This window comes from Finegoldia magna ATCC 53516, from assembly GCF_000159695.1.
Lineage (GTDB): Bacteria > Bacillota > Clostridia > Tissierellales > Peptoniphilaceae > Finegoldia > Finegoldia magna_F.
This window is the reverse complement of record NZ_CM000955.1, coordinates 1,241,785-1,266,060: the sequence shown is the minus strand read 5'-3', so window position 1 is coordinate 1,266,060 and position 24,276 is coordinate 1,241,785. Positions and strand designations below refer to the sequence as shown.

Sequence of the window (24,276 nt, the reverse complement as noted above, 5' to 3'; positions counted from 1 at the left end):
ATTGAGGTCGGGTTTTTGTGTGCATTCAAAAAAGCCTAGCTCTCACGAGTTAGGCTTTGTTTGATTATTGTATAAGACTTATCTTGTTTTCAAGATTATCTGTCTTTACGTTTTTTCTTCAATCCTGCAAATCCAGCTGCTGTCATCAATGCTGACATTGATAGCATCATGATTTCACTTTCACTACCTGCTTTTGGCAATTTACCGGCAGATTCTCTATTAGGAGTGTCTGCTTTTTCTTTGCGTTTTCCTTGTTCAGTAGTTTCAGGTGTTTTTTGTGTTTCATTTGGTTTGTTTGGAGAATCTCCACTGTTATTGTCAGGAGTCTTTCCGTTGTTTTCAGGAGTTTTTCCATTATTTTCTGGAGTTTTTCCATTTTCTTCTGGAGTTTCACCTGGTGTACCTGGTTCATTTGGTTTTTCGCCTGGTGTTTCTGGATTTTCTGGTTCCTTATCTCCTGGTTTTATTTGGGTTTCTGGATCTTTGTCTCCTGGTTTGTCTGGATTTTCTGGATCTTTGTCTCCTGGTTTGTCTGGATTTTCTGGATCTTTGTCTCCTGGTTTGTCTGGATTTTCTGGATCTTTGTCTCCTGGTTTTATTGGGGTTTCTGGATCTTTGTCTCCTGGTTTGTCTGGATTTTCTGGATCTTTGTCTCCTGGTTTGTCTGGATTTTCTGGATCTTTGTCTCCTGGTTTGTCTGGATTTTCTGGATCCTTTTCTCCTGGCTTTGTTGGATTTTCTGGATCTTTGTCTACTGGCTTGTCTGGATCCACTGGTTTATCTGGATTTACTGGTGGGATTTCACAAACATTCTTAGTTCCAATTTCGATAATCTTATCTTGTTTTTCTGTAATTGTCTTTGTATCTCTAGAAACTTCCTTGCTGTTTTCTATCTTAACAGTAGTTTCAGTTTTACCTGGCTTACCTTCTTGGATAACATTAGTCTTTCCAGCTTCAAGATTTGGATTTTCTCTAATAATGATGTCGTAAGCTTTTTCGCTTTCGTACTTGAACTCACCATCAGTCTTAGAACCATATTCTACAACCTTATTAGTTGGTTCAGTTCTTTCTTCTGTAACTTCTAACTTACCAGTTTCTTTGTTGAATTTAGTAGTATATTTTACAGAACCCTTAGAACCTTCTTCGATTACTTTTGTTTCGCCTTCTTTAAGCTCTGGATTGTGTTTGTACTCAGTATCGTGACCAAGTTCAACTTCTTTTACAACTGGTTTAACACCAATTCTAACTACCCTATCTTCTTTTTCTGTGATAGTCTTAGTAGTTTCTGTTGGGTCTCCTACTGGTTTAGAATCCTTAATCTTTTGAGTTATAGTAACTTCTTCTTTACCAGCTTTTCCTTCGTTTTCAATCTTTTGAGTTCCAGATTCTAATGTTTCATCATAAATCAGCTTAGTTTCGTAAGGAATTTTTCTTTCGATAGTATTCTTAGTTTCGCCTTCAGAAGGTTTCTTACCTACTCTAACAACTCTCTTTTCTGGAGCTTTTGTTTGTACTGGTTTACTTTCTTCAGACTTAGTTACTTTTCCATTTACTATAGTATGAGTTACAGTTATTTCTTCTTCACCAAGTTTTCCTTCTTTATCGACTACTGTTTTACCTGGTTCTAGAGTTTCATCTACAATATATTCTGTTTCAAATTCAACTGCTTTTGTTTTCTTAGTTTCAAAAGTACCCGTAAAGTCATCACTACCTACTTCGATAATTTCTTTAACTGGTGCTTTTGTTTCTTTTGGTTCTGAAGTTTTTGTTACTTTAGAGTTTTCGATAGTTACTGTAAATTCTTCTTCACCTTCAACACCTTTTTGAATTACCTTGTGTTCGCCCTTCTTAAGTTCAGGATTTACTTTGATTTCTACTTCATATGGTTTTTTATTTGTATAAGTGTGAGTTCCATTTGTTTTACCACCGATTCTGATAACTCTGTTTTGACCTTTTTCTTCTGTTTCAGAAGTTACAACCTTCTTTTGGTCTTGGTCATAAGTTGTTGTAATAGTAACCTTGCCATTTTTACCTGGAGTTACTTCTTCAGTCTTTCCAGCTTCAAGGTTTTCATCATAAACATATTCTGTGTTGAATGTTTTTTCTACAACTTTTGTAACTGTTTTTGTACCAATTCTAACTTTTCTATCCTCTTTTTCAGTGATAGTCGTAGTTTCTTCAGAAGTTTCTCCAGTACCGTCAGTAATTTTTGTAGTAATAGTTACTTTTTCCTTACCAACTTTACCTTCGCTTTCTACTTTTTCACTTCCTGCATCCATAGTATCGTCATAGATATATTCAGTTTCAAAAGGTATTTCTCTATCTACAGTTTTTACTGTTGAGCTTTTTGCAACTGCAGTACCGACATAGATAATGTGGTCTAGAGGTTGATCATTTTCAACTTCCTTAATTTTAACAGGATCCCCGACTTTTTCTCCATTTTTAATAGCTATTTCGTAGTAAGTTGTCTTAGACCCGGCCTTTCCTTCTTGTTCTACACGACTTTGTCCCTTAGCAAGATTTGGATCTTCCTTAACTACGACTTTAAATGGAATTTCTGTTGTGCTTTCATACGGATATTTTCCAGTAAAGTCTTGTGTACCTACAATAATCTTTTGAACTGCTTCTGTAACAATTTCTTCTTCAGTAGTTGTTATTTTCCCTGTTGCTGGGTCATATTTGTTTACAATCTTTGTCTCAACCTTACCAGGTGTTAATCCACCGTCTTTGAACACACCCATCTTTAGGCTTGAATCATATACATATTCAACCTTTACACCTACTTCTTTTGAGTAGTCTTTATTATTTTCAGCAGGTTTTGTGCCTACTTTAATAACTTGTTGGGTAGGTTTTGTTTCAGCAGTAACTTCAGATTGAAGATCTCCATCTTTTTCGCCGTTTTTAATTCCTTGAGTGTACTTGGTTGTCTTAGATCCGGCCTTACCTTCTGTAACTACTTTGCTTATGCCAGCTATCATAGTTGGATCTTCTTCGATTTTTACATCATAAGGGATTTTCTCTGTAACTTCATGACTGATATTGCCAGTAAAGTCTTTCTTTCCAACTCTTATTTTTGCATTAATAGGTGCTTCTTCTTTAGTTACACTTGCAGAACCTTCAACTACTTCAGAATTTTTTATAGTCCATTCAGTAGTTCTTGAACCTTCTTTTCCTTCAACATCAACTACATATTCTCCAGCCTTTAAGTTAGAATCATATTCGATTTCATACTTAAACGGAATCTTTTCTTCGTGTGAATGCTTACCTTCAGTCATTGTGCCGACTTTGATAATTTGGTTTTGAACTTTCTTAGTTTCTTCAGTAACTGGGTCATCACTTCTTACTACTTCACCATTTACTAAATGTTTCTTGGTTTTAGTAACTGTTTCCCCATTTACACCAGCTTGTGTAATTATTTTATCGCCAGCTGCAAGAGTGTTGTCAAAAACTATTTTCGTTTCATAAGGTACGATATTCTTATTTACTTCTTCATATTCTCCACTGAAATCTTTCGTTCCAAAAGTAACCCTTCTTGTTCCTGGAATCACAGTAGTTTCTTCTTTAGATTCAATTTTACCTGTTTCAGGATTATATTTATTAACAATTTTTGTTATTACCTTACCTGGTACAAGGTCTTCAATATTTCTATAGCCTTTTTCTTTTGTAGAATCATAGACATATTCAACAATAACATCAACAGTTTTCTCTACGTCTACTTGATTATCTGCTGGTTTTGTACCAATTTCGATTATCTCTTCCTTTGGTGCAACATACTTATCAATGAGTTCTTTTTCTGTAAATGTAGATCCTTCTATTAAGTTTCCATTTACAATCTCACCAGTGTATTCGTAAGTTCTTGAACCGGCTACACCTTTTTGCTTAACATTAGATTTTCCAGCTTCAAGCTCTGGGTTTTTAACTACTTTTACAGTATATGGAATTTCTTTTGTGACTGTATTTGTAACAGTACCATTGTAGTCTTTTTGGCCGACTTTAATTACAGCGTCTACTGGATCTGTTATTTTAACTTCTGGATCTCCAACTTTTTCTGAATTGACAATAGTCCAAGTTTTTGTATTTTCTCCTTCTTTTCCTGGAGTTACAATCTTGTAGTTTTCAGTAGCGTCCGGATAATTTTTGTAGAAGTCAGGATCAAACTCTACCTTGTATTTAAATGGAATCTTGTCTGTATCGACAATTTGCCCTTGAGTCTTTGTACCGATTTTTATTTTCTTGTTTTTAGCTTCTTTAGTCGTTTCTTTATTTATTGTTACCGAGCCATCTTTTTCCCTTGATGTGGTGATAGTCACTTCGCCTTTTTCACCATCGTTTACAATTTTAGTTTCCCCTGCTGCCAATGTGTCATCAACTTCATATTCCGTATCAAATGGAATTTCAATTGTAGTTGAAGATGGCATCGTACCAATTTTAATAATTCTTGGTGTCGCTTCTCTTGTAACTGTAGATTCTATTTTTCTATCGCCTTCAATAAAAGTACCATCAGTTTGGAAAAGACCCTTTTTCCCATTTAATGTGTCTTGGATGAATGTTGTAGTTAGCTCTCCTTTTTGACCAGCTTGGAATTCTTGGAAATATCCTTCCGGAAGATTTGGATCGTATTCAACTTTAGTTTCAAAAGGAATTTCAGATGTTAATTTTTCACTAGTTTGAGTCTTGTGTTGCTTTGTAGCAATAAATTGAGCCTTAATCTCTTCAGTTCTTTCCTCTCCCGTAGTCTGGTCAGTATATTTTACTTTGACAGGCACTGTTAGTTTTTCTCCACCGTTTATTTCCTTACCTTCTGGAAGATTTGTAGGAAGGGTCGCTGTTACTGCACCTGTTTTTTGGTCAATAGATACATTCCAAACATTTCCCTTGTTATCCTTAAAAGTATTTCCAATAAGTTCGTAGGATTCTGGTTGGTTTTTCTTTAAGTCTTGTTCTTTTTTTGGAACAATAGGATTATTAACCAAGGTATTTCCTTGAGGTCCTACTTCTGCCAAATACTCTGGTCTATTATTGTTAGTTTCTTGAACAACAAAGTGGAACCAGTGGGTGTCTGTAGAACCATTTGTGTAAGTGTATTCTACAGGTAGGGCTAAGAAATCACCGGCTTTAGCTTGCTTTGGGGCTCTGATTGTAAATTTTGAAATATTATCTGACTTGCCATCAATAACCCAGCGCTTATCTGCATATTCATCGCTAGTTATAAATTCCTTATAGTCAACTCCTAGATCTGCTGCAATTTGTTTATTGGCTATATCAAGAAATTCTGCTTTTAGTTTACCTGAGGCCTCTCCACGACTATAAGCACCGTCCATCTCTGCACCGGTTTTTTGGATACCTCCGGTTTCTGCCGGATCTTGTATCTCGACACTAAAGTCTTCACCAGGAATTACTTTTGTTGAAGTATGTTCATCGAGTTTATTTCCTTGTTGATCTTTGAAATCTTGGTCATAGTGTCTTGTATCATCAAGGTTTAGGTTAAACTTGCCAATTAGGTTGTAGTGGTCGTAGCGGTCGATGCCTTGCTTGTCGATTGTGACATTGGTTCCCTTATGGTTGATGTCAGCAGTACCTGCACCTGTTTCTGTATACTTCGCATCACCATTGGTAAATTCATTGTTTTTAGAAGCTACATTTTCAAACTCAGCTTTAGTTCTAGGACGGGCAAAAAATCTGACATCTAGATGTTGGATGCCCTTATAGTCAGCTGTGTTAAAAATAGACTCTTCATCTACTACATACTTGCCACTTGCATCCTGTTTTAGGGCGCCCTTAGGCATTTTTACCTTTACAATACCATTTTCGTCAATATAGGCGCTGGCTCCCGGTACGACCTTGCCTGTGTTTGGATTATAAACTTGGCCTACTAGTCTTCCCTTGGCATTGTCATCTAGGTTTTCTACTTTTATCTTTGTATCTACTTCTTGGCCTTTGACAAAGACCTTGTCCTTGTACTCTCCTTCTAGCTTAATTAATTGGAGTTTGTCATTTTCATTTGGCCATGGGTTGACTGTAAAAATAAAGCTAGCACTATTCCCTTGAGTAGCTTTCAGACCATTAGGATTATCAGCTTTGTATTTGCCTTGCCAAGCCATGGTGGTATTGTCATTAGCTGTGTTATTGATATGCTTTAGGTCTTCTTCACTAGCCCAAATATTCACATTCCTTTGTTTTCCTGAAGACGTTATATCAAGATCAGCTTCAGCCTTGTAGTTAGGGTCTTTGAAGCCATCAGCAAGCTCTTTCCCTTCATCATTTGCTGGGTTAGAGCCATTATCAAGTACTCCTCCAAGAAGTCCAGAATTGGTAAAGCCAATCTCCGTATAGGTCCTTTGGCCCTTTTCTTTGTCGATTTCTATTTCAATACCAAACTTTTTCTTGTCTGGACTATCACCACCTGGTTCTAGGGTCTTGTAGCGAGCTCCGTCCTTAAAGTCCATATCAGGACTATTTGGTTCAGTATGAGTTGGACCACCGGAAACTAGGTCGCCATTTTCATCTACTTGGCCTGGTTCCATTTGGCTTTCGCGGTAGTTTCCTACCTTCTTTTCGTCTTCAGAATAGTTTGGCTCAGCTGGTTCAGCTTTTTGTGCTTCTGCAGGTTTTTCATCAGACACTTCAAGTCCAGAATTATCTGCTTCATTTTCCACATTACTTACTGCCGTTGCTTGTGCGGGATGATTTAATGCTTGTGATCCGAAGCCTGTTTTTTTGAAATTGATTTCCTTTTCTGATTTTATATTCGAGCTTTCTTGTTGGTTTTGTTTTTCTTCATCTGCGTTCGCTTTTTCTTTTGCGTTTGCTGCTGTTTCTGCTTGCGCTTTTTCTGAATTTTTTTGTTCAGCAGATTCTTTTGCTTTTGCAAGTTGATTGTCAATTAATTTTTCTGTGACAGCTTGTGAGCTATCTGTTTGCTTATCGGCAAATGTTTTCGATTGTGGTGCCGATACAATTACTGCACTGGCCAATGCTGCCATGAGTAATTTTTTGTTGATTTTCAAAACAATTTCCTCCTTAAATTATTGTAATTCCTTTGTAATTTATTTTATTTTTGAAATATACTAGTAGTTTAAAAATATTTAGTTTGCTACACTTAAATTATACTTTAAAATGAATACAAACGTCAAACAAACACCCTTTTTCCGCTTAATTTTTTCCGTGTTTGTTTTTGTTTTATTCATTTTATATTCAAAACGTTGTAATGTGTTAATCTTTTATTTTAAAATTGTATTTAGTGATTAATTTTATGAAATCTGTTTATTGAATGCTTTGTTGTACTGGGTTATAATAAATGTATAAATTAAGAGGAGTTTTTATGAAAAAATTTTATGGTGAAGTGTTTTCACGTTTAGAAAAACATATTAAAACAATAGAGAAGAAACAGGGCGCGTGGATGTTCACGCTGATTATTTCAGGAGTTATTAGTTTACTTTCATTTATGTTGTGGATGAAGATTAGTCCTCCGAATTCGTCGCAGGATTTTCTGAGTTTGTCGCTTCCGTTGTCGTATTTTTCGAAGACTGTCATGTCACCTTTTTCGTGTGTGTTGAGTTTTTGGATTGCGACTAGTTTTTTAAAAAAAGATATGGTGGCAAAGATTTCGAACTCAGAATTTTTGGCGAAGGCTAGTGTGTACACTTTGGTTACAATTGTCTTGGCTTCTGTGTTTAACACTAGAATTCCGGTTGTTAGCGTGATTGTAAATGTCATATCGGGTTTTGTGTACAGCATTGTGATGTATGACAAATTTAAGCCCGATTTTTTGAACAAGGCGACGATAACGGCTGCTATTGTGAAGATTGTGATGAGTGCGATTGGCTTTCTGATGGGTACAACTTTGTTGTTTTTCATCGTTTTAAATTAGTCGTTTGGTAGTTGGAAATTATACAAGGAGTGTTTTATGAAAAAATTGATGGCTTTGATGCTGGCATGTATGTTGAGTTTTCCTGTGGTGAGTGTTGCAGACAAGGATAGCGCAAATGAAGGGGCTTCAGAAAAGGTTGAAGCAAGTGCAAATGATACTGCTAAAAAATCTGATGCTAATGCAAAGGCTAAAGATGCAAATGATAAAAAGCAGGAAGAAATTACTACTAATGAAGATGGTGTGTTCAAAAATGTTATTCATCAAAGATTCCAAGGTGAAAACAGAGCGAAGACTGCTGTGAATGTGCAACGTCATTACTTTGCAAATACGAACAAGGTTATTCTAGTAAATGACAACGCATATCCAGATGCAATCAGCGCGACGAATGTGTCTATGGGCAAATACCCACTTTTGTACACTGGCAAGAATTCATTATCCGTTGAGACGAAATCAGCGCTTGACAAGATGTTTTTGGATGAGATTTATCTGATGGGTGGCGCGAATACTATAAGCAAAAAAGTTGAGAATAGTTTGAAAAAGAACTTCCCTCACGCGAAAATCACTAGAATTATGGGAAATAATCGCTACGATACATCAGCAGAATCTGCGAAAACACGTGCAAATACTACGAATTTGATATTTGCCGCAGGGACAAATTATGCCGATGCACTGTATGCTACAAGCCTTGCAGCGCACCAAAAAGCGCCGATCTTGCTTGTAAGTAACGACGGATTATCAACATCTACTGTGAATTTCATAAAATCAATCGGAAATATCGACAACGTGACAATTGTCGGTGGAGAAATATCTGTAAATCAATCTGTCAAAAACCAAATCGAAAATCTGACTAAAAAACGTGTCACAAGACTTGCAGGTGTGGACAGATACGAATCCAGCGTTGAAGTCGCTAAGAGAGTGAACGCAAATCCAGCAGAAGTCATCACTACAAGCGGTGAAGTATTCGCCGATGCACTCGTATCATCGACAGTTGCACAAAAAATCAAAGCGCCAATCTTGCTTGTGAAAAAAGACGTCCTACCACTTTCAGTCAGAGAATATATGAAAGACACCAACTCCATCTACAAATTGACTACAATCGGTGGATACAACACAGTTACCAAGAACAATTACTCCACACAAGTAATATTGATATCGGGACTAGACATCGACAAGCCACTTTTGGATAAACAAGGAAAAGGCCTCATCAAAGCCTTCACAAAAGATTACAAAAAATACTACGTACTTCCAAACAACAAATATTACAATTCAATCAAAGAATACGACAAACTGTTCGTTTACTTGAGAGATGCATTGGCAGAAGATTACAGACCATTGGAATAACGCGGAAATGAATTAAAAGAGGACATTTGACCTGAACCCCAAAATCCGGAATACGGATGAAGGGGTTTTTTCATGCAAAAAAATAGGCGACATCCATCGCCTATTTAAAATTTGTATAATATTCTTCTATTAATAATTTGATATTTGCAACTAGATCGGGATATTCTGCATCAATATCCGTTACAATTGCAGCATACAAGTCTTTTTCATTGATAGTTTGCATTTTGTGAATTCTAATGAAACTAATCGGTTGAGTTAGGTTCAGATTGGGATAATCATTTTTATTGATTGCCACATCATACTTCACATGCCTTCTACTTCTGTCTGTTATCTTGGAAACTGGAAGTGCGTTATAATCTTTAGGAAATTTATTGTCAGCTTCCTTAATAATTAAAAACGGTCTGGATTTGTAATCAATTCTATTAGTCTTGGAATTATAATACGGAAATCTTACTTTGTATATAGACCATTCTTTACTAGAATTATTCATACTTAATCCTCAATATCTTCAAATTCGTCTACATACATATCAAAAACTGAATCGTAAGGTCTCAAATTATTCGCATCCACCCTTATATCATCAAGCTTTATCTTATTAAATCCTTGTTGCCTGTCAGTTAATCCTTCCCTGCTTTTTTGCCAACAATATTCTTCGTGCGACAAATCCCTCAAATACCACGCATCGTATTTTGCGTACTGAGCAATCGTATTGTCGATCACGTATTTTTCTTCTTCTGTCAGAGAAAATCCGCCCTCAATATCAAACACTTCCGAATTTTCTAGGCAATATCTCAACGATGGCAACACTGGTCCATGTATCCAGCCTTCAAATTCTTCATCAAATAATTGATGTCCAGTCAAGCATAGAGATTCCCTTTGTGAGAAATACATTAGTTTCTGCAATTTTAATTCGCTTTGAATTCTATTGCCAGTTTGTCTTTCATATGAATAAATCAAATATTTCGTAACTTCAAATTCTTTTTTCATTCTCTACACCTCCTATTAACATCATTATATAACTTCAAACACAACATAGCAACATATGTTCTGCTATTTAAAAGAACAAATAATTCAAAACATACACCGTAACGACCGACAGCAAAAATCCAAGCTCCGTAATTCTGGTTTTCGTTTTCTTATAAAAATCAAACGAAATCACAAATGACGGCCCAATCGTAACATACATAATTATAGATTTAATCAACAGCTCGTTGTTCGTCACAGCGCTCACCACAACGTATGTAAACACTGGAATTATCAGCAAATTCACAACGGCAAGCATTAGAGATGTCAAATCAAGCAAACTTTTCATATCAATACTTGAAATTGCAAGTGCAAATGCGATTATAATCACAACTGAACTTGTCGATTGAATAATTTTCAGAGGAGTTAGCATGTATGAAAACTTGTAAATCGCACAAATACAAAAAGCTACGGAAAATCCCATCGCCATCAGGAAATCTGTCACACTGAAAATCCTCTTGTAAAGCATATACACAAGATAAATCACACAAGAAATTATAATCAGATTATTCATAATATTCTTATCCATAACATTCTGCAAAAAAGGCCTCATCACGATAATATTTGAGAAAATAAACGCAGGTTCCAACGAATCCTTGTCTTTCGTGTTGATTTGAAAAATCATCGTCATAATCTTAGACAATATCCACAAATACACAAAAAATACACCAAGTTTGATGTTGAAATTCTTGTACGTAAGTTCATTCAAACTAATCGCAATGTTCGCCGGAATAATTACAACGTAGATTAATTTCGAAAAAAATGCGACAATTTGCTTTTCATTTGAAATCGTTCTGGCAAACAAAAATATAATTGCAAACACCACCAGAACGCTAATCCAGTAATTAAAATAACTCATACTATCCTCCAACTTTATTATACCATAGCAAATCAGTAAATTGGATTGTAGAGTGTCGTTCATTTATTGAAATGATTTATAAATATATGGAAGGTGTGACATTTATTCAAATATATATTATTATATATATAACCAGTATTTTAATGAGGTGTTCACATGTTTATACGAAAAATAAACCACAAATACAAAAATTTCGAGTTAGACATCGAAAATCTAGAAATAGGAAACCATAAAATTATAGGACTAATTGGAGAAAACGGAGCTGGTAAGACAACTTTGATGGATATATTATCCAAAATGATAAAAGCAAACGCAAGTTTTGATGTCCAAGATTATAACGAAAATGATATTTTATACATACCTTCTCAAGTATCTCCATATTATTTTTTAACAGTAAGTGAATTTTGTAAAATTGTAAATGAATACTCCCCTTCCAATAAAACGTCTGAAGATTTAATAGTTGAACTTGGACTGGAAGATAAGAAAGATACTTTAATTTCTGAATTATCTGAAGGAATGAAGAAAAAGTTAACTCTGATTAACATTTTAACAGGTGATTATTCCCTTATAATTATGGACGAACCATTCAATAGCATTGATCTTAAATATTCTTATGAAATCAAAAAATTAATCCTTCAATTGAAGGAAAATTCTACAATTTTGATTTCATCACATATTTTAGACAGTCTTGTCGATATATGTGATGAGTTTGTGCTTTTAAAAAATGGTAATGTAAAAAAAGTATTCGTCAATTCAAAAGATAAAAAGCAACTGGAGGACGAGATTTTTGAGAGAAATATTTAAATTGGATATGAAGTTGCGATTTAAGGAAATAAAAATCGACAGATTATCAGGTGCAATCCAATTCGTTTTGATAGTCTCAGCGATTTTTTTATTTTTAAAATATTTGAGTTCTCTTCCATCAGACCATTATGTGATAAAAGCTTTATTTGCGTTTTTCTTAGCTTTTATGGGATTTTTCAAAATAAGAACTGATAGTATAACTCAAAGAGAAATGGATTTTATGACCTTTTTCCCAAAATTCAACAAAGCCCAAGTCAGAAAATACTTCATGTATAAGAAAGCTACGATTACATACATCTTCATAATTTATTTGTTGTTTCCAACTTCTGTAGATATTCTGGAAATCAAATCTTTCTTTATGTATGGTTCGATTATTTATCTGTACGTGTTTGTGGATACATTATTTTTTTATGTGACAGAAAACACAAGAAAATCAAATATATTGTACACAGCTCTTAGAATTTCATATTATGTTTTATTCTTTTCTAGTATGAATTTCCCAAATTTGGGAATTGATTTAGAAAAGTTACTACCAAAATTGCAATTATGGTACATGATTCCAACGTTTACAATCCTTTTTTGTGTTAACCCACTTCTGTTGAAATCACCAAATCAGAAAGGACAATAAATGACAAAACTAGTATTTCGCTATATTTTAAGGGATAAAATTAAATACGAAATTATCGTAATACTATTCATAAGTGTGTTTTCATCTATAAATTCACCACAGAGTTTATATGGATTGAATTTCTCCACTACTTTATTAAGTATACTTTTCATATTGTATTTTAGTGTTATGAATGCACACAAATCAAAGTTCTTGCTGTTATATCAGCCAAGAAATGTTAAACATCTTAGAAAAGATACCATAAAATCAATGTGCTACTTGTCTAGTATATTCTTACTCTTGGCTGTTATATTGGATTTTTTCATAATGAAATCCATCTATCTAACTGAATATTATTTTGTAAGCATGATAATATTCTATATTTCTACAAGTATTATCAAGGTAAACATAGAAAAAAACACCAAAATTGATGAACCTATAATTAGATTAAAGGAATGCGTATTCGTTTTATGTTCAGCAATTATATTAGTAGCTGCGATTTTGGCTATCAAGTTCCTAGTTTTCAGTAATTTGTTGTAATTTGTTTGACACATCGTTGACATTTCGTAAACATTTTCCACGTTGCAAATCAGTATAAGGGGTATAATAGATTTAAGGAGGATAATATCATGAAGAGGAAATTATTAGTAGTATTGTTGGCATGCGCTATGCTAAGTTCTTGTGGAGTGAAAAACGTTGGAAATACTGGCGTGAAAACTTCTGGAGAAAATGGCATACATATCAAAAATGGTGACTCAGAAGTAAGTATCGGAAAAGATGGAATCATCGCAAAAAACGGCGACTCCGAAGCAAATATAGGAAAAGATGGAATCGTCGCAAAAAACGGCGACTCCGAAGCAAATGTCAGCACTGAAGGAGTAAAAGTGCAAAACGCACTCGACCTTGAAGGAGAAGACCCAGAAACAAAAGAAAAAAGAAAAAAGAATGTGTTCTTGGACGAAGACAAAATAAAAGAAATGGAACTAAAAGAAAATTACCTTGAAAAAGAAGACATTAAAGATTGGGAAATCAAATTGGACAAACAATCCCAAACATACACAATAAAATACAAAGCACTAAATCAAAAACACGAAAACGAAAGAGACGCCGTCACAGGTCAACTCCTCAATGGAATGACATCGGCTGTTTCAAGATAGTGCGTAAAATAGTAAAACAGGGAATGTTCCCTGGAGACTGTGAAATAGTTTGTGTATAGAATCCTCCTGATATAATAGTAATCAGGAGGATTTTAAAATGCCAAGAAAAAGACCAGAAACTAGACTCAACAAAATATCCAAGATGTTAATTGAAGAATATCAACCAGAAACAGTACAAGATTTACAAGAAGCTTTGAAAGATCTTCTAGGAGACACAATGGAACAAATGTTAAAAGCAGAGTTAGATGAACATCTAGATTATGAATATGGTGAAAAACCACTGTCATTAAACACAAGAAATGGATCAAGTAAAAAAACAGTTAAATCATCATACGGAAACATAGACCTAAACATCCCACGAGACAGAGAAGGATCCTTTGAGCCACAAGCATTGAAAAAATATCAAAAAGACATATCAAACATAGAAAACCAAATAATATCTATGTATGCAAAAGGAATGACAACAAGAGACATATCAACACACATAAAAGAAATCTATGGATTTGGAATATCAGAATCCATGGTAAGCAAAATAACAAATAAAATACTACCAACTATTGAAGAATGGCAAAATAGACCATTAGAAAAAGTATATCCATTTGTATTTTTAGATGCAATACACTATCATGTAAGAGAAAATAACATAGTAGTAAAAAAAGCAGTATATATAGCACTAGGATACAATACAGAAGGATACAAAGAAATACTTGGAATGTGGGTAGGAGAAAATGAATCAAGTAAATACTGGCTATTGGTATTAAATCAATTAAAAGAACGAGGATTAGAAGATATATTAATAGTCTCAACAGATAATTTATCAGGATTTAGCCAAGCAATAGAAAGTGTATATCCAAAAACAGAAATTCAAAAATGCATAATTCATCAAATAAGAAATTCAACAAAATTCGTATCATATAGAGATATAAAAGAGCTAATGAAAGACTTAAAAACAGTATACAAAGCATCAACAGAAGAACTAGCACTAAGTAATCTAGATATATTTGAAGAAAAATGGGGCAAAAAATACCCAATGTGTGTAAATTCATGGAGAAATAACTGGGCTGAATTATCAACATATTTCAAATATCCAGAAGGAATAAGAAAACTAATATATACAACAAATAGCATAGAAAACTTTAATAGACAACTTAGAAAAGTAACAAAAAACAAAACAATATTTCCAAGTGACTACGCCCTACAAAAAAGCTTGTATCTAGCGATGGTAGATGCTTCAAGTAAATGGACGAGTAGAATAAGAGGATGGGATCAAATATTGTCACAACTATCAATATTTTTTGAAGGCAGAATCTAAATTTTGCCATAAAGATAATAAAAAATTTGAATCATTCAATCAAGAGTAAAGGTATAGCCCTGGTCTGACGACCAGCTCTTGACAGAAATCTTCAAATTTTTAAGAAATACAATTAGGCAAAAAGGGAGATTTTTAGAAAAATCTTGACCTTTTAGTTTAATTGTGCCAAAATTAGGTTACAAATATCTGAACTTTCAGATTTTAGTAATAAAAGTATATTTTTTAAAAATCAAAAAAATATCAGCTCACAACCTATCAGGAGGAGCTGATACACAAAACTTTTCACATACCCTGTTCCCTGTTTTTTTGTTTTCATTTAGGTGGTTAGGAGATGAACGTGGTGTGACGATTATCATTGTGTTTGCTGTAGAACTGACCTACGTTTGTACTGCAATCCCCAACCCTGCGTAACTCTAAGCAAACGATCGAGCTGAATATCACCATAGAAAATTTAATGTTTCTTGTGAGCGACGCTTCGAACAAGAAAATCTTCACTTAATTTTTCTACACAGAAGATTTTCGCAGTGAGGCTGAGCGAATAAGATTATTAAATTTTCCCCAAGATATTCGTGCGAGATGTTTGCTACAACTTGAACTATGTTTGTCCTGCAATTCTCAATCCTTGCGAAACCTTCAAGCAAACGATCGAAGCTAAGAATATCATACGGAAAAAATAAACATAAATTCAAGTGAAGTGAACCGTTAAAAAATTGTGCTGTCTGAGTGCGTAGCACGAGTTCACAATTTTAGGGTCACAAGCTTAGAATTTATTTATTTTTGTAGTCTAGATATTCGTGATATTCGTGCGAGATGTTTGCTACAACTTGACACAATGTTTTTCCTGCAATCCCCAACCCTGCGAAGAACTTCACACGATTTTCTATCTTTAACGCACCAACACCTACCCCACTAAAAAAGACGTATCACACGATACGCCTTTATTGTTGTCTATTATTTTTTGCTTTTTACTGCTTTTAATATTTCTCCTGCTGCGAATGGCAACAATGCGCATGGCAAGATTACTTTGTAGTGTTCAATGTGAAGTGGTATTGTTTCGAATACGTCATTTACTCCAGGGATGTAGATTACTGCTAACATTAATAATAATGAAAGTGATGTTCCCATTACCAATGCTTTGTTAGAGAATACTCCGATTTGGAATACTGATTTGTGTTCACTTCTTACTGAATAACTTCTTAGTAATTCTGATAGGATCAATGTTGCAAATGCAACTGTTCTTGCAGATTCGATGTGGCCATCGAAGTGGTTCAATCCGTAATTGTATGCGAATAATGTCGCAACTGTGATTGCCAATGATTGAACGATGATGCTTAGTCTCATGTTCTTGTCGATGATAGCTTCTTTTGGTGAACGAGGAGCTCTGTTCATGATGTCAGCTTCTCCTTTTTCAACTCCAAGCGCCATTGCTGGGAATGAGTCTGTCACTAAGTTTAACCATAATAATTGAATTGGGATAAATGGTGTGTCCCATTTGAACATTATTGCCAAGAATACGATAAGAATTTCTGCGATGTTACAGCTTAATAGGAATGATACGAATTTTTTGATGTTGGAGTAAATTATTCTTCCTTCTTCTACTGCGTTAACAATAGTCGCAAAGTTGTCGTCTGTAAGGATAACTTCTGATGTGTTCTTCGCAACGTCTGTTCCAGTGATTCCCATCGCAATTCCGATGTCTGCTTTTTTGATTGCAGGTGCATCGTTGACGCCGTCACCTGTCATCGCTGCAATGTGTCCATTTTCTTTTAATGCTGTTACGATTTGTACTTTGTTTTGTGGAGAAACTCTCGCATAAACTCTCTTTTCTTTGACGATTTCACGGATTTGTTCGTCTGACATATTGTTAAGTTCAGCTCCCATGATTGCTTGTGAATCGTCCGTACAAATTCCCAAATCTTTTGCGATTGCTACTGCTGTTTCCAAGTAATCTCCAGTAATCATAACTGGTGTGATTCCCGCTGTCTTACATTCTTTGATTGCATCTTTTACTTCTAGTCTTGGTGGGTCTATCATTCCAGATAATCCTACAAATACCATGTCTTTTTCGATGTTTTCAGATGTGATTTCACTTGGCAATCCTTCGTGTTCACGAAGTGCATAAGCTAGTACACGAAGTGCTTGCTTAGCGTATTCGCTGTTTTTCTTCAACAATTTTTGTTTTAATTCTTCTGTTAGTGGTTTGATTTCGTTGTCGATTAAAATTTTGCTACATTTTTCGATAACTATATCTGGTGCACCTTTTGTGAAGGAAATAATCTTGTCAGATAAGAATTTGTCGTGGAATGTAGTCATCATCTTTCTTTCTGAATCGAATGGAATTTCTTCTATTCTAGGATAATTTTGATTGGATTCTTCTTTTGTGATGTCTTGTTTTCCTGCTGCTGTGTGAAGTGCTCCTTCTGTCGGGTCTCCCACGATTTTGTAAGTTCCGTCTTCTTCGATTAGTTTTGAATCATTTGTAAGACTCATTATGTGAAGCAAAGTGTTAAGAGATTTGATGTCATCTTCTTGCATTTTACTGTCTTCAATCAAATAATCTCCAACAGGTTTGTAGCCTGTTCCTGTGACATCGACATCAGTTCCATCGACGTAAATTTTCTTCACAGTCATTTCGTTTTGAGTCAATGTACCAGTCTTGTCGGAGCAAATTACAGTTGTTGTTCCCAATGTTTCAACTGCCAAAAGTTTCTTGACGATGGCGTTTTTCTCTGCCATTCTTCCCATTCCCAAACTAAGCACGATTGTAACTATAGCTGGAAGTCCTTCTGGAATCGCCGCAACGGCAAGTGATACCGCAGTCATAAGCATATTCAATGCATCAAAATCATACAAGAAATATCCAACTGCAAACACAATTGCGCACACAACAACTGTTACGATACCCAATTGCTTAGACAATTGTGCAAGCTTTCTTTGAAGAGGAGTTTCTTCGTCTTCAACCTGTGATAAACTCGTTGCGATTTTACCTATTTCTGTGTTTTGCGCTGTTTCTACAACGACACCCTTCGCTCTACCGTAACTTACGATAGAAGAACTGTACGCCATGTTTGTTCTGTCGCCAATTCCTGCATCTGTCGTAATCTCATCCTTAGCATTCTTTTCTACAGCAACCGATTCACCAGTCAATGATGATTCGTCGATTTTCAAGTTAGTAGATTCCAATAATCTCAAATCCGCAGGGATAATATCTCCCGTTTCCAATTCAACGATATCTCCTGGAACCAAATTTTGTGAATCCACTTCCATAATCTTGCCGTTTCTTATAACCTTGGCTTTAGGACTTGCCATTTTTTGCAAAGCTTCTATTGCTTGTTCCGCTTTACCTTCTTGATAAATCGAAAGCACCGCATTCACAATAACGATAGCGATGATAATAATACTATCTGTAATTTCTCCTATAGCCATGGATAAAATAGATGCCAATAGCAAAATAATTATCATCGGATCCAAAAATTGATCCTTTAATTTGGCTGCCATGGACTTTTTCTTCTTTTCTTTTAATACGTTCTTGCCGTATTTTTCTAACAAACTCGTTACCTTACTGTCGGATAGACCGTTATTTTGATCAGTATCCAAACTTTTGATAACACTCTCATTAGATTCCTTGTACCAATCCAATCTCTTACCTCCTGTTAATTTCATAATAAAAAAAACTTTCACCATTTCTGGCAAAAGTCTTGCTAACCAAAGTGGCTTTGTGCCGGGTTTCAACCGTAATGACGACACAATATTTTTAAGCTACTCCCTCTTGTATATTAATTTTACCAAAAATATTATATTAAATCAATTATTTTATTATAACTTGAAACGTATCGTGTTCCTTTTTCATATTCACAATCTTGCAGCCCTCGTAATCGTGTGTGTCGATGAAAGTGTCCACGATTGTTGGATCTTTTGTAAAATGCATTGGGAACAAAACTTTCGGATTGCATTTGTCGACAAATTCATTCACACCCAAATCATATCTTTCCTTTAATCTAGGATCAACTGGGAAAAATCCTATGTCAACATTCCCTATCTTGTCGATTTCCTTGGAGAAATCCTGTTGCATCTTTTCCTTTTCTTCTTCTGTGTCTTCTTCCCACACCCAATTGTTCAAATCTCCAGCGAAGAAAAATTTCAAATGATTTGCTTCAAAATACACGCTAATTCCCATATCAGTCGAACCAAGTGCCGTAAAATCTGCACCGTACACAGAAGTAGATTCACCAACTTCAAGTTTTATAACCTTCTTGTCGAAGTGCTTCTTCAAATCCTCAATATTATCTTGTCCCAAAAAAACAACATTGTCCTTCGTATCGTAATCAAAAACCTCTTCGTACACATCCTCGCTGACAATGTATGTAATGTCACTGGCATTTTCATAATCAAAAATACTCTCGTTGTAGTGATCCGCGTGTGAATGAGTCACCACGAAAATCACCTTCTTGTCGTTCACATTTTTTGGCAAAGTTCCTTGAAAATAATCGAAAATAATTATCTTGTCTTCAAACTCCAAAGAAAATGAACTGTGATATATATATCTAATGTTTAAACTTTGTTCCATTAAAATTCCTCCTCGTATATATTTACCCATAAACAGACATTTTACGCAAGTAAACGCATCAAATATTTTATAAATCCACAAAATTTTTACTTGTAGTATAATATTAATAATGAAAGGATGTTTTTATGAAAAAAACTAACGCAATGAGAATGCTCGACAAACAAAAAATTGGGTATAAATATATAGAATACTCTGTAGGAGACGATGTGAGTGGCGAAAATGTCGCAAGTAAATTAAATGAAGACGAGGCTTACGTGTTCAAAACACTTGTCACAGTTTCCAACACGAACGAAAATTTCGTGTTCGTTGTGGCTGTAAAAGATGAGCTTGACCTGAAAAAGTGTGCGAAAATAGCCGGAGTGAAAAAGCTTGAAATGATTCACGTTAAGGATTTGTTGAAAACTACAGGCTACATAAGAGGCGGTTGCTCTCCTATCGGAATGAAAACAAAATTTAAGTCTTTTATCGACGAAAGTTGTGAAGATAAGGAATATATTTACGTGTCTGGAGGTAAAATCGGAGCGCAAATCAAAATCGCTCCCGAAGATTTGATAAAAATTTGTGATATTACTGTAGCGGACATTAAAAAGGAGTAAAAATGGATTACGAAAAACAGCTTGAAGCTGTAATTAACTACATTAAAAGCGGAGAAAAATTAAAGGAAGATTTCACTGTCGGAATGGAGATGGAACATTTCATAGTCGACAAGGATAGTTTGAAGACTGTGTCGTATTTTGGTGAAAACGGAGTCGGCGAAACTCTCAGAGAGCTTCACAAAGGAGGTTGTGTCGCTTATAAGGAAGGAGATTACATCCTTGGACTTGAAAATGATGATTTGTCAGTGTCAACAGAACCTGGAAGTCAGTTCGAAGTTGCTTTGTCATCGAAGTGGAACATCGACGAATTGAAGGATATTTACATCAAAAATATGAAAAAACTGGTTGAAGTTTTCGATAAGAAAAACCAAGCAATGGTGACTTTGGGATATCATCCTGTGACTAAAATCGACGAGATTAAAATCTTGCCTAAGAAAAGATACGATTATATGTACAAATATTTCAACGAAAGAGGAGACATGGCTCACAATATGATGAAGGGCACTTGCTCTTTGCAATGCAGCATCGACTACTCATCAGAAAAAGATTTCGTTAGAAAATACAAGATTTGTAACTGTTTGTCTCCAGTTTTCTACACATTGTTCGACAACGCATACATTTTCGAAGGAGAGCCAGCGAAAAGTCGTAACATGAGAGAAATCATTTGGGAAAACACAGACACTGACAGATCCGGCATGTATAAGTTTAGCTTCGATGATGATTTGAGCTACAAAAAATACGCCGAAAATATTTTGAACACGCCGTTGATTTTCTCTTATGATGAAAACCACGAATCATATTATGTCGGAGGGACAACTTTTAAGGAAGTATTCAAAGATGTTAGGGATACTGATATGATTTTCCACGCATTATCAATAGTATTTCCAGATGTTAGGGCGAAACGATACATTGAAATCAGAATGATGGACGAAATCAAATATCCACTTAATTTCTCAGCAGTCGCTCTAATCAAAGGATTGTTCTACGACGATACTAATTTGGACAAATTATCAGAGCTTTTCAAAAACATGACATACGATAATTGCATGAAAGCAAAACTAGATGCGCGTGAAAAAGGACTGGATGCTACATTTATGAATGTAAACATGTTAGAGTTTTGCAAAATGCTTGTGGATATGGCAAAAAACGGACTTCCAGCAAATGAAATCGGATATCTCATTCCACTAGAAGAAATGTTGGAAAAAGGAATAAATCCAAGAGACAAGTTCGAGAAAATTTACAAAGAAAAAGGGCTTCGTGAAGCTGTTATTGAAAGCGAAATAAAATTGGAGGATTTAAATGTTTAATGACGAATATTCATTAGAATTATATAAAATAGTACGAGAAGACGAGGACATGTATTACAGGGATTTCGTGGATTTTATCGCCAAAACAAAAGTTTCTAAGGCGATTTATCACGGAGAACCAATCCCTATGACCTACCAAGGTCTTTTCTACAACAAAAAGAACCGCTCAGATTTTGTATATATTTCAAATATTTTGATGAGCATGACTGACAAAATCACCAAAGAATTCGTGAAAAATCCTGAATATCGTAAAATATTCCAATTGGATCCGACAATTGAAGAGCTAGTGCTTCACGATCCAGGCTACGATGTTCCAGTTCCGATTTGTCGCTACGACGTGTTCTACGACGGCATCAATTACATGCTTTGTGAACTTAACACAGACGGATCTTCTGCGATGAACGAAGACAACACATTAGGTGAACTTCTTCTACAAACAAAAGCTATGCAAAAATTCATGGAAAAACACGACGTCGAAAATGTCGACATGTTCACTCCATGGGTTTGGGAAACAGCTGATATGTACAAAAAATACGTGTCGGACAAGAAACCAAACGTCGCAATCGTGGATAATTTGGAAGTGGGAACTCCGAACGAATTTGACGAATTCAAAAGAGTCTACGAAGAAAATGGATTCAACTGTGAAATCATAGACATCAGAGATTTGGAATACAAAAACGGCAAATTGTGCCACGGAGACTATGTAATAGATTTAGTTTACAGAAGAATCGTAACTTTGGAATTGTTGAAAATAAAAGATCAAATCAAACCATTCTTGGATGCGTACATGGACAATGCATTCTTCATGGTAGGATCATTCAGGTCACAATTGATGCACTCCAAGCTTATATTTGAAATCTTCAGAGACGAACAAACACAAGCTTTGTTGAATAATGAAGAAAAGAAATTCATCGACGAACACGTTCCATTCACGAAAAAAATCGAAGAACGTGATGCTTATGAAATCATAATGAACAAAGATAAATACATCTTCAAACCAATTGACGGCTACGCATCACTTGGAATATACGTAGGAAGTGAAATGAGAGAAGAAGAATTGCAAGAAAAACTTCCAGAATTTATCCGCACAGGCTACGTCTTCCAAGAATATTATGATATGAATAAGTGCGAGTTCTTGGAATTCGAAGAAAAATCTCCTGTTCTTAACAAATTCACTCAAGTTGTGGGACTGTTCATCTACAACAAACACTTCGTAGCCCCTTACACACGAATCGGAAAAGATAACGTCGTAAGTGGCGCCAGAAAATATTATACAGCACCAAACTTGTTCATAAATGAGTAATAAAAGCCACATTGTGTGGCTTTTTTTGTGTGGGGAAGAAAGCTTCTTTAATTTTTACAAATAAAAAAACGGTGAAATTTAAATGATATGTACCCTCTTTACTGGACATCCAGTAAGGAGGGTATTTTTATGAAATATAGTTATGAATTTAAAAGAGAATGTGTGCAGTTGTATAGAGAAGGTAAATGGCCTAATACACCTGAAGGAGTTAAAGAAAAGAGATTTCATGACACAATTAAAGAATGGTTTAAGTTAGAAGAAAAGCATGGTCCAGAAATTTTAAAACATGGAAATAATATCGAGTGGACAACTGATGAAAAGCTAGAAGTGGTCAGCAAAGTATTAGCTGGAAACACAATAGGTTCTGTAGCAATTGAAATCGGAATTAATCGTGGACAACTTTATTCATGGGTTAACAAGTATAAAAATTATGGATATAATGGTCTTGTAAATAGAAAGAGAGGTTGTAAATCTAAAAATACAAGCATGAAAAAGAAAAATATCCATAAGCCAAGGAAACTTAATGAATCTGAAAGAGAAGAGCTCATAAGACTTAGAGCGGAAAATGAATATATAAAAGCAGAAAACGAAATAATAAAAAAAGAGATCGCCTTGAGAGAAGAACGTTACGCTGCGCAACTCAAGGCGAAAAAGCAGCGATTGTCAAAGAACTTAAAGAAAAAGGATACAGACTAAACTATCTTTTAATAGCGATTGATTTGCCAAAATCAACATACTACTTTGAACTGAATAAAGTGGATAAGATAAAAGTTAAGAATCGCCCTATCGCAGATAAAATAACCGAAATATTTAACTTGCACAAAGGAAGATATGGTGTAAGAAGAGTGTATATGGAGTTAATAAATCAAGGGTATGTAATAAATCATAAAAAAGTTCAAAAGATCATGCATGAGCTAAAACTATTTGGGAAAAGGTCTAAAGAGAAATATCACTCATATAAGGGAAAGATAGGTAAAGTTGCAGATAATATCATCAATAGAGAGTTCAAAGCAGACAGACCTTTACAAAAATGGACCACGGATGTATCTGAATTTAAATTTTCTTGGGGTAAATGCTACATATCTCCAATACTTGATATGTATAGCAATGAGATTATCTCATATGACTTATCTCTAAGTCCTAATTTAAAACAAATATCGAATATGTTAAGAAAAGCATTTAGCAAATTTCCAAAATTAAATAACTTGATACTACACTCAGATCAAGGTTGGCAATACCAACATAAATATTATGTTAATGAACTAAAAAAACATGGTATAAGACAATCAATGTCAAGAAAAGGGAATTGTTACGATAATTCTATTATGGAAACATTCTTTGGAAGATTAAAAAATGAAGTTTATTATGGCTGTGAAAAGAGCTATAGCTCCTATGAAGAATTTTCTAAAGCAATAGAAGAATACATCTATTATTACAATAACGAAAGAATTCAATCAAAAACAAAATGGATGCCACCTACAAAATATAGGTTAGCATCCACTACAACTAATTAATTAAATATTGTGTCCA

The 24,276-nt window shown here is 34.8% G+C and carries 18 protein-coding genes; 12 read left to right on the top strand and 6 right to left on the bottom strand.

All coding sequences use genetic code 11. The annotated features are described in order from the left end of the window. Positions 1–95 precede the first annotated feature (95 nt). Positions 96–7,007, bottom strand: coding sequence for a G5 domain-containing protein (locus tag HMPREF0391_RS05925; protein ID WP_002836031.1), 6,912 nt, complete (start codon positions 7,005–7,007; stop codon positions 96–98). Positions 7,008–7,321: 314 nt separating this feature from the next. Between HMPREF0391_RS05925 and HMPREF0391_RS05920 the strand changes: the two genes are divergently transcribed. Continuing rightward, a complete protein-coding gene (locus HMPREF0391_RS05920; protein ID WP_035109416.1) occupies positions 7,322–7,870 on the top strand; it encodes a hypothetical protein in 549 nt (182 codons plus the stop codon). Between the two features lie 36 nt (positions 7,871–7,906). Then, positions 7,907–9,211 carry a cell wall-binding repeat-containing protein gene (locus HMPREF0391_RS05915; protein ID WP_002836028.1) on the top strand — a complete coding sequence of 435 codons (1,305 nt, stop codon included), beginning with the start codon at positions 7,907–7,909 and terminating at the stop codon, positions 9,209–9,211. Positions 9,212–9,311: 100 nt separating this feature from the next. Here the strand turns inward: HMPREF0391_RS05915 and HMPREF0391_RS05910 are convergent, their stop codons facing one another. From HMPREF0391_RS05910 to HMPREF0391_RS05900, 3 genes are all read right to left on the bottom strand, one after another. Next, positions 9,312–9,701 (bottom strand): type II toxin-antitoxin system PemK/MazF family toxin, encoded by a 390-nt coding sequence (locus tag HMPREF0391_RS05910; RefSeq protein WP_002836027.1) that lies wholly within the window; start codon positions 9,699–9,701, stop codon positions 9,312–9,314. Positions 9,702–9,703: 2 nt separating this feature from the next. Beyond that, complete coding sequence (locus tag HMPREF0391_RS05905) at positions 9,704–10,198, bottom strand: Panacea domain-containing protein (RefSeq protein WP_002836025.1); 495 nt, start codon at positions 10,196–10,198, stop codon at positions 9,704–9,706. A gap of 67 nt (positions 10,199–10,265) precedes the next feature. Then, positions 10,266–11,093 carry a hypothetical protein gene (locus tag HMPREF0391_RS05900; protein WP_035109413.1) on the bottom strand — a complete coding sequence of 276 codons (828 nt, stop codon included), beginning with the start codon at positions 11,091–11,093 and terminating at the stop codon, positions 10,266–10,268. 156 nt (positions 11,094–11,249) lie between these two features. On the opposite strand from HMPREF0391_RS05900, the gene HMPREF0391_RS05895 reads away from it, so the two are divergent. The 5 genes from HMPREF0391_RS05895 to HMPREF0391_RS05875 all read left to right on the top strand — a co-directional run bounded on the left by HMPREF0391_RS05895 (position 11,250) and on the right by HMPREF0391_RS05875 (position 14,973). After that, positions 11,250–11,897 carry an ATP-binding cassette domain-containing protein gene (locus HMPREF0391_RS05895; protein WP_002836023.1) on the top strand — a complete coding sequence of 216 codons (648 nt, stop codon included), beginning with the start codon at positions 11,250–11,252 and terminating at the stop codon, positions 11,895–11,897. After that, positions 11,881–12,525, top strand: a complete 645-nt coding sequence (locus tag HMPREF0391_RS05890; protein ID WP_035109411.1) for a hypothetical protein — start codon at positions 11,881–11,883, stop codon at positions 12,523–12,525. The genes HMPREF0391_RS05895 and HMPREF0391_RS05890 overlap by 17 nt, the downstream gene beginning before the upstream one ends. Beyond that, positions 12,526–13,044, top strand: coding sequence for a hypothetical protein (locus tag HMPREF0391_RS05885; RefSeq protein WP_002836020.1), 519 nt, complete (start codon positions 12,526–12,528; stop codon positions 13,042–13,044). A gap of 89 nt (positions 13,045–13,133) precedes the next feature. Further along, positions 13,134–13,661: a hypothetical protein gene (locus HMPREF0391_RS05880; RefSeq protein ID WP_002836019.1), complete on the top strand. Its 528-nt coding sequence runs from the start codon at positions 13,134–13,136 to the stop codon at positions 13,659–13,661. Between the two features lie 142 nt (positions 13,662–13,803). Continuing rightward, the gene (locus tag HMPREF0391_RS05875; protein WP_196218489.1) at positions 13,804–14,973 is read left to right on the top strand and encodes an IS256 family transposase; all 1,170 of its coding nucleotides are present in this window, start codon (positions 13,804–13,806) and stop codon (positions 14,971–14,973) included. A gap of 951 nt (positions 14,974–15,924) precedes the next feature. On the opposite strand, the gene HMPREF0391_RS05870 is transcribed toward HMPREF0391_RS05875, so the two are convergent. Both HMPREF0391_RS05870 and HMPREF0391_RS05865 read right to left on the bottom strand, forming a co-directional pair. Beyond that, positions 15,925–18,612: a calcium-translocating P-type ATPase, SERCA-type gene (locus HMPREF0391_RS05870; protein WP_080545263.1), complete on the bottom strand. Its 2,688-nt coding sequence runs from the start codon at positions 18,610–18,612 to the stop codon at positions 15,925–15,927. Positions 18,613–18,781: 169 nt separating this feature from the next. Then, complete coding sequence (locus tag HMPREF0391_RS05865; protein WP_035109408.1) at positions 18,782–19,540, bottom strand: MBL fold metallo-hydrolase; 759 nt, start codon at positions 19,538–19,540, stop codon at positions 18,782–18,784. Positions 19,541–19,665: 125 nt separating this feature from the next. Here HMPREF0391_RS05865 and ybaK point away from each other — a divergent pair, with 125 nt between their 5' ends. The 5 genes from ybaK to HMPREF0391_RS05840 all read left to right on the top strand — a co-directional run bounded on the left by ybaK (position 19,666) and on the right by HMPREF0391_RS05840 (position 24,260). Continuing rightward, entirely contained in the window at positions 19,666–20,136 is a 471-nt protein-coding gene (gene ybaK / locus HMPREF0391_RS05860) for a Cys-tRNA(Pro) deacylase (RefSeq protein WP_002836014.1), read from the top strand. 2 nt (positions 20,137–20,138) lie between these two features. After that, entirely contained in the window at positions 20,139–21,443 is a 1,305-nt protein-coding gene (locus tag HMPREF0391_RS05855; RefSeq protein WP_002836013.1) for a glutamate--cysteine ligase, read from the top strand. Continuing rightward, complete coding sequence (locus HMPREF0391_RS05850; RefSeq protein ID WP_002836011.1) at positions 21,436–22,746, top strand: glutathionylspermidine synthase family protein; 1,311 nt, start codon at positions 21,436–21,438, stop codon at positions 22,744–22,746. The genes HMPREF0391_RS05855 and HMPREF0391_RS05850 overlap by 8 nt, the downstream gene beginning before the upstream one ends. A gap of 129 nt (positions 22,747–22,875) precedes the next feature. Next, positions 22,876–23,442, top strand: coding sequence for a helix-turn-helix domain-containing protein (locus tag HMPREF0391_RS05845; protein WP_035109160.1), 567 nt, complete (start codon positions 22,876–22,878; stop codon positions 23,440–23,442). Next, positions 23,406–24,260, top strand: a complete 855-nt coding sequence (locus HMPREF0391_RS05840; RefSeq protein WP_035109162.1) for an IS3 family transposase — start codon at positions 23,406–23,408, stop codon at positions 24,258–24,260. The genes HMPREF0391_RS05845 and HMPREF0391_RS05840 overlap by 37 nt, the downstream gene beginning before the upstream one ends. Positions 24,261–24,276: the final 16 nt, after the last annotated feature.

Excerpts from the sequence above, each read along its gene's own strand:
- HMPREF0391_RS05920 (WP_035109416.1), top strand. The coding sequence starts at position 7,322 with ATGAAAAAATTTTATGGTGAAGTGTTTTCACGTTTAGAAAAACATATT.
- HMPREF0391_RS05915 (WP_002836028.1), top strand. The coding sequence starts at position 7,907 with ATGAAAAAATTGATGGCTTTGATGCTGGCATGTATGTTGAGTTTTCCT.
- HMPREF0391_RS05910 (WP_002836027.1), bottom strand. The coding sequence starts at position 9,701 with ATGAATAATTCTAGTAAAGAATGGTCTATATACAAAGTAAGATTTCCG.
- HMPREF0391_RS05905 (WP_002836025.1), bottom strand. The coding sequence starts at position 10,198 with ATGAAAAAAGAATTTGAAGTTACGAAATATTTGATTTATTCATATGAA.
- HMPREF0391_RS05900 (WP_035109413.1), bottom strand. The coding sequence starts at position 11,093 with ATGAGTTATTTTAATTACTGGATTAGCGTTCTGGTGGTGTTTGCAATT.
- HMPREF0391_RS05895 (WP_002836023.1), top strand. The coding sequence starts at position 11,250 with ATGTTTATACGAAAAATAAACCACAAATACAAAAATTTCGAGTTAGAC.
- HMPREF0391_RS05885 (WP_002836020.1), top strand. The coding sequence starts at position 12,526 with ATGACAAAACTAGTATTTCGCTATATTTTAAGGGATAAAATTAAATAC.
- HMPREF0391_RS05880 (WP_002836019.1), top strand. The coding sequence starts at position 13,134 with ATGAAGAGGAAATTATTAGTAGTATTGTTGGCATGCGCTATGCTAAGT.
- HMPREF0391_RS05875 (WP_196218489.1), top strand. The coding sequence starts at position 13,804 with ATGTTAATTGAAGAATATCAACCAGAAACAGTACAAGATTTACAAGAA.
- HMPREF0391_RS05865 (WP_035109408.1), bottom strand. The coding sequence starts at position 19,540 with ATGGAACAAAGTTTAAACATTAGATATATATATCACAGTTCATTTTCT.
- ybaK (WP_002836014.1), top strand. The coding sequence starts at position 19,666 with ATGAAAAAAACTAACGCAATGAGAATGCTCGACAAACAAAAAATTGGG.
- HMPREF0391_RS05855 (WP_002836013.1), top strand. The coding sequence starts at position 20,139 with ATGGATTACGAAAAACAGCTTGAAGCTGTAATTAACTACATTAAAAGC.
- HMPREF0391_RS05850 (WP_002836011.1), top strand. The coding sequence starts at position 21,436 with ATGTTTAATGACGAATATTCATTAGAATTATATAAAATAGTACGAGAA.
- HMPREF0391_RS05845 (WP_035109160.1), top strand. The coding sequence starts at position 22,876 with ATGAAATATAGTTATGAATTTAAAAGAGAATGTGTGCAGTTGTATAGA.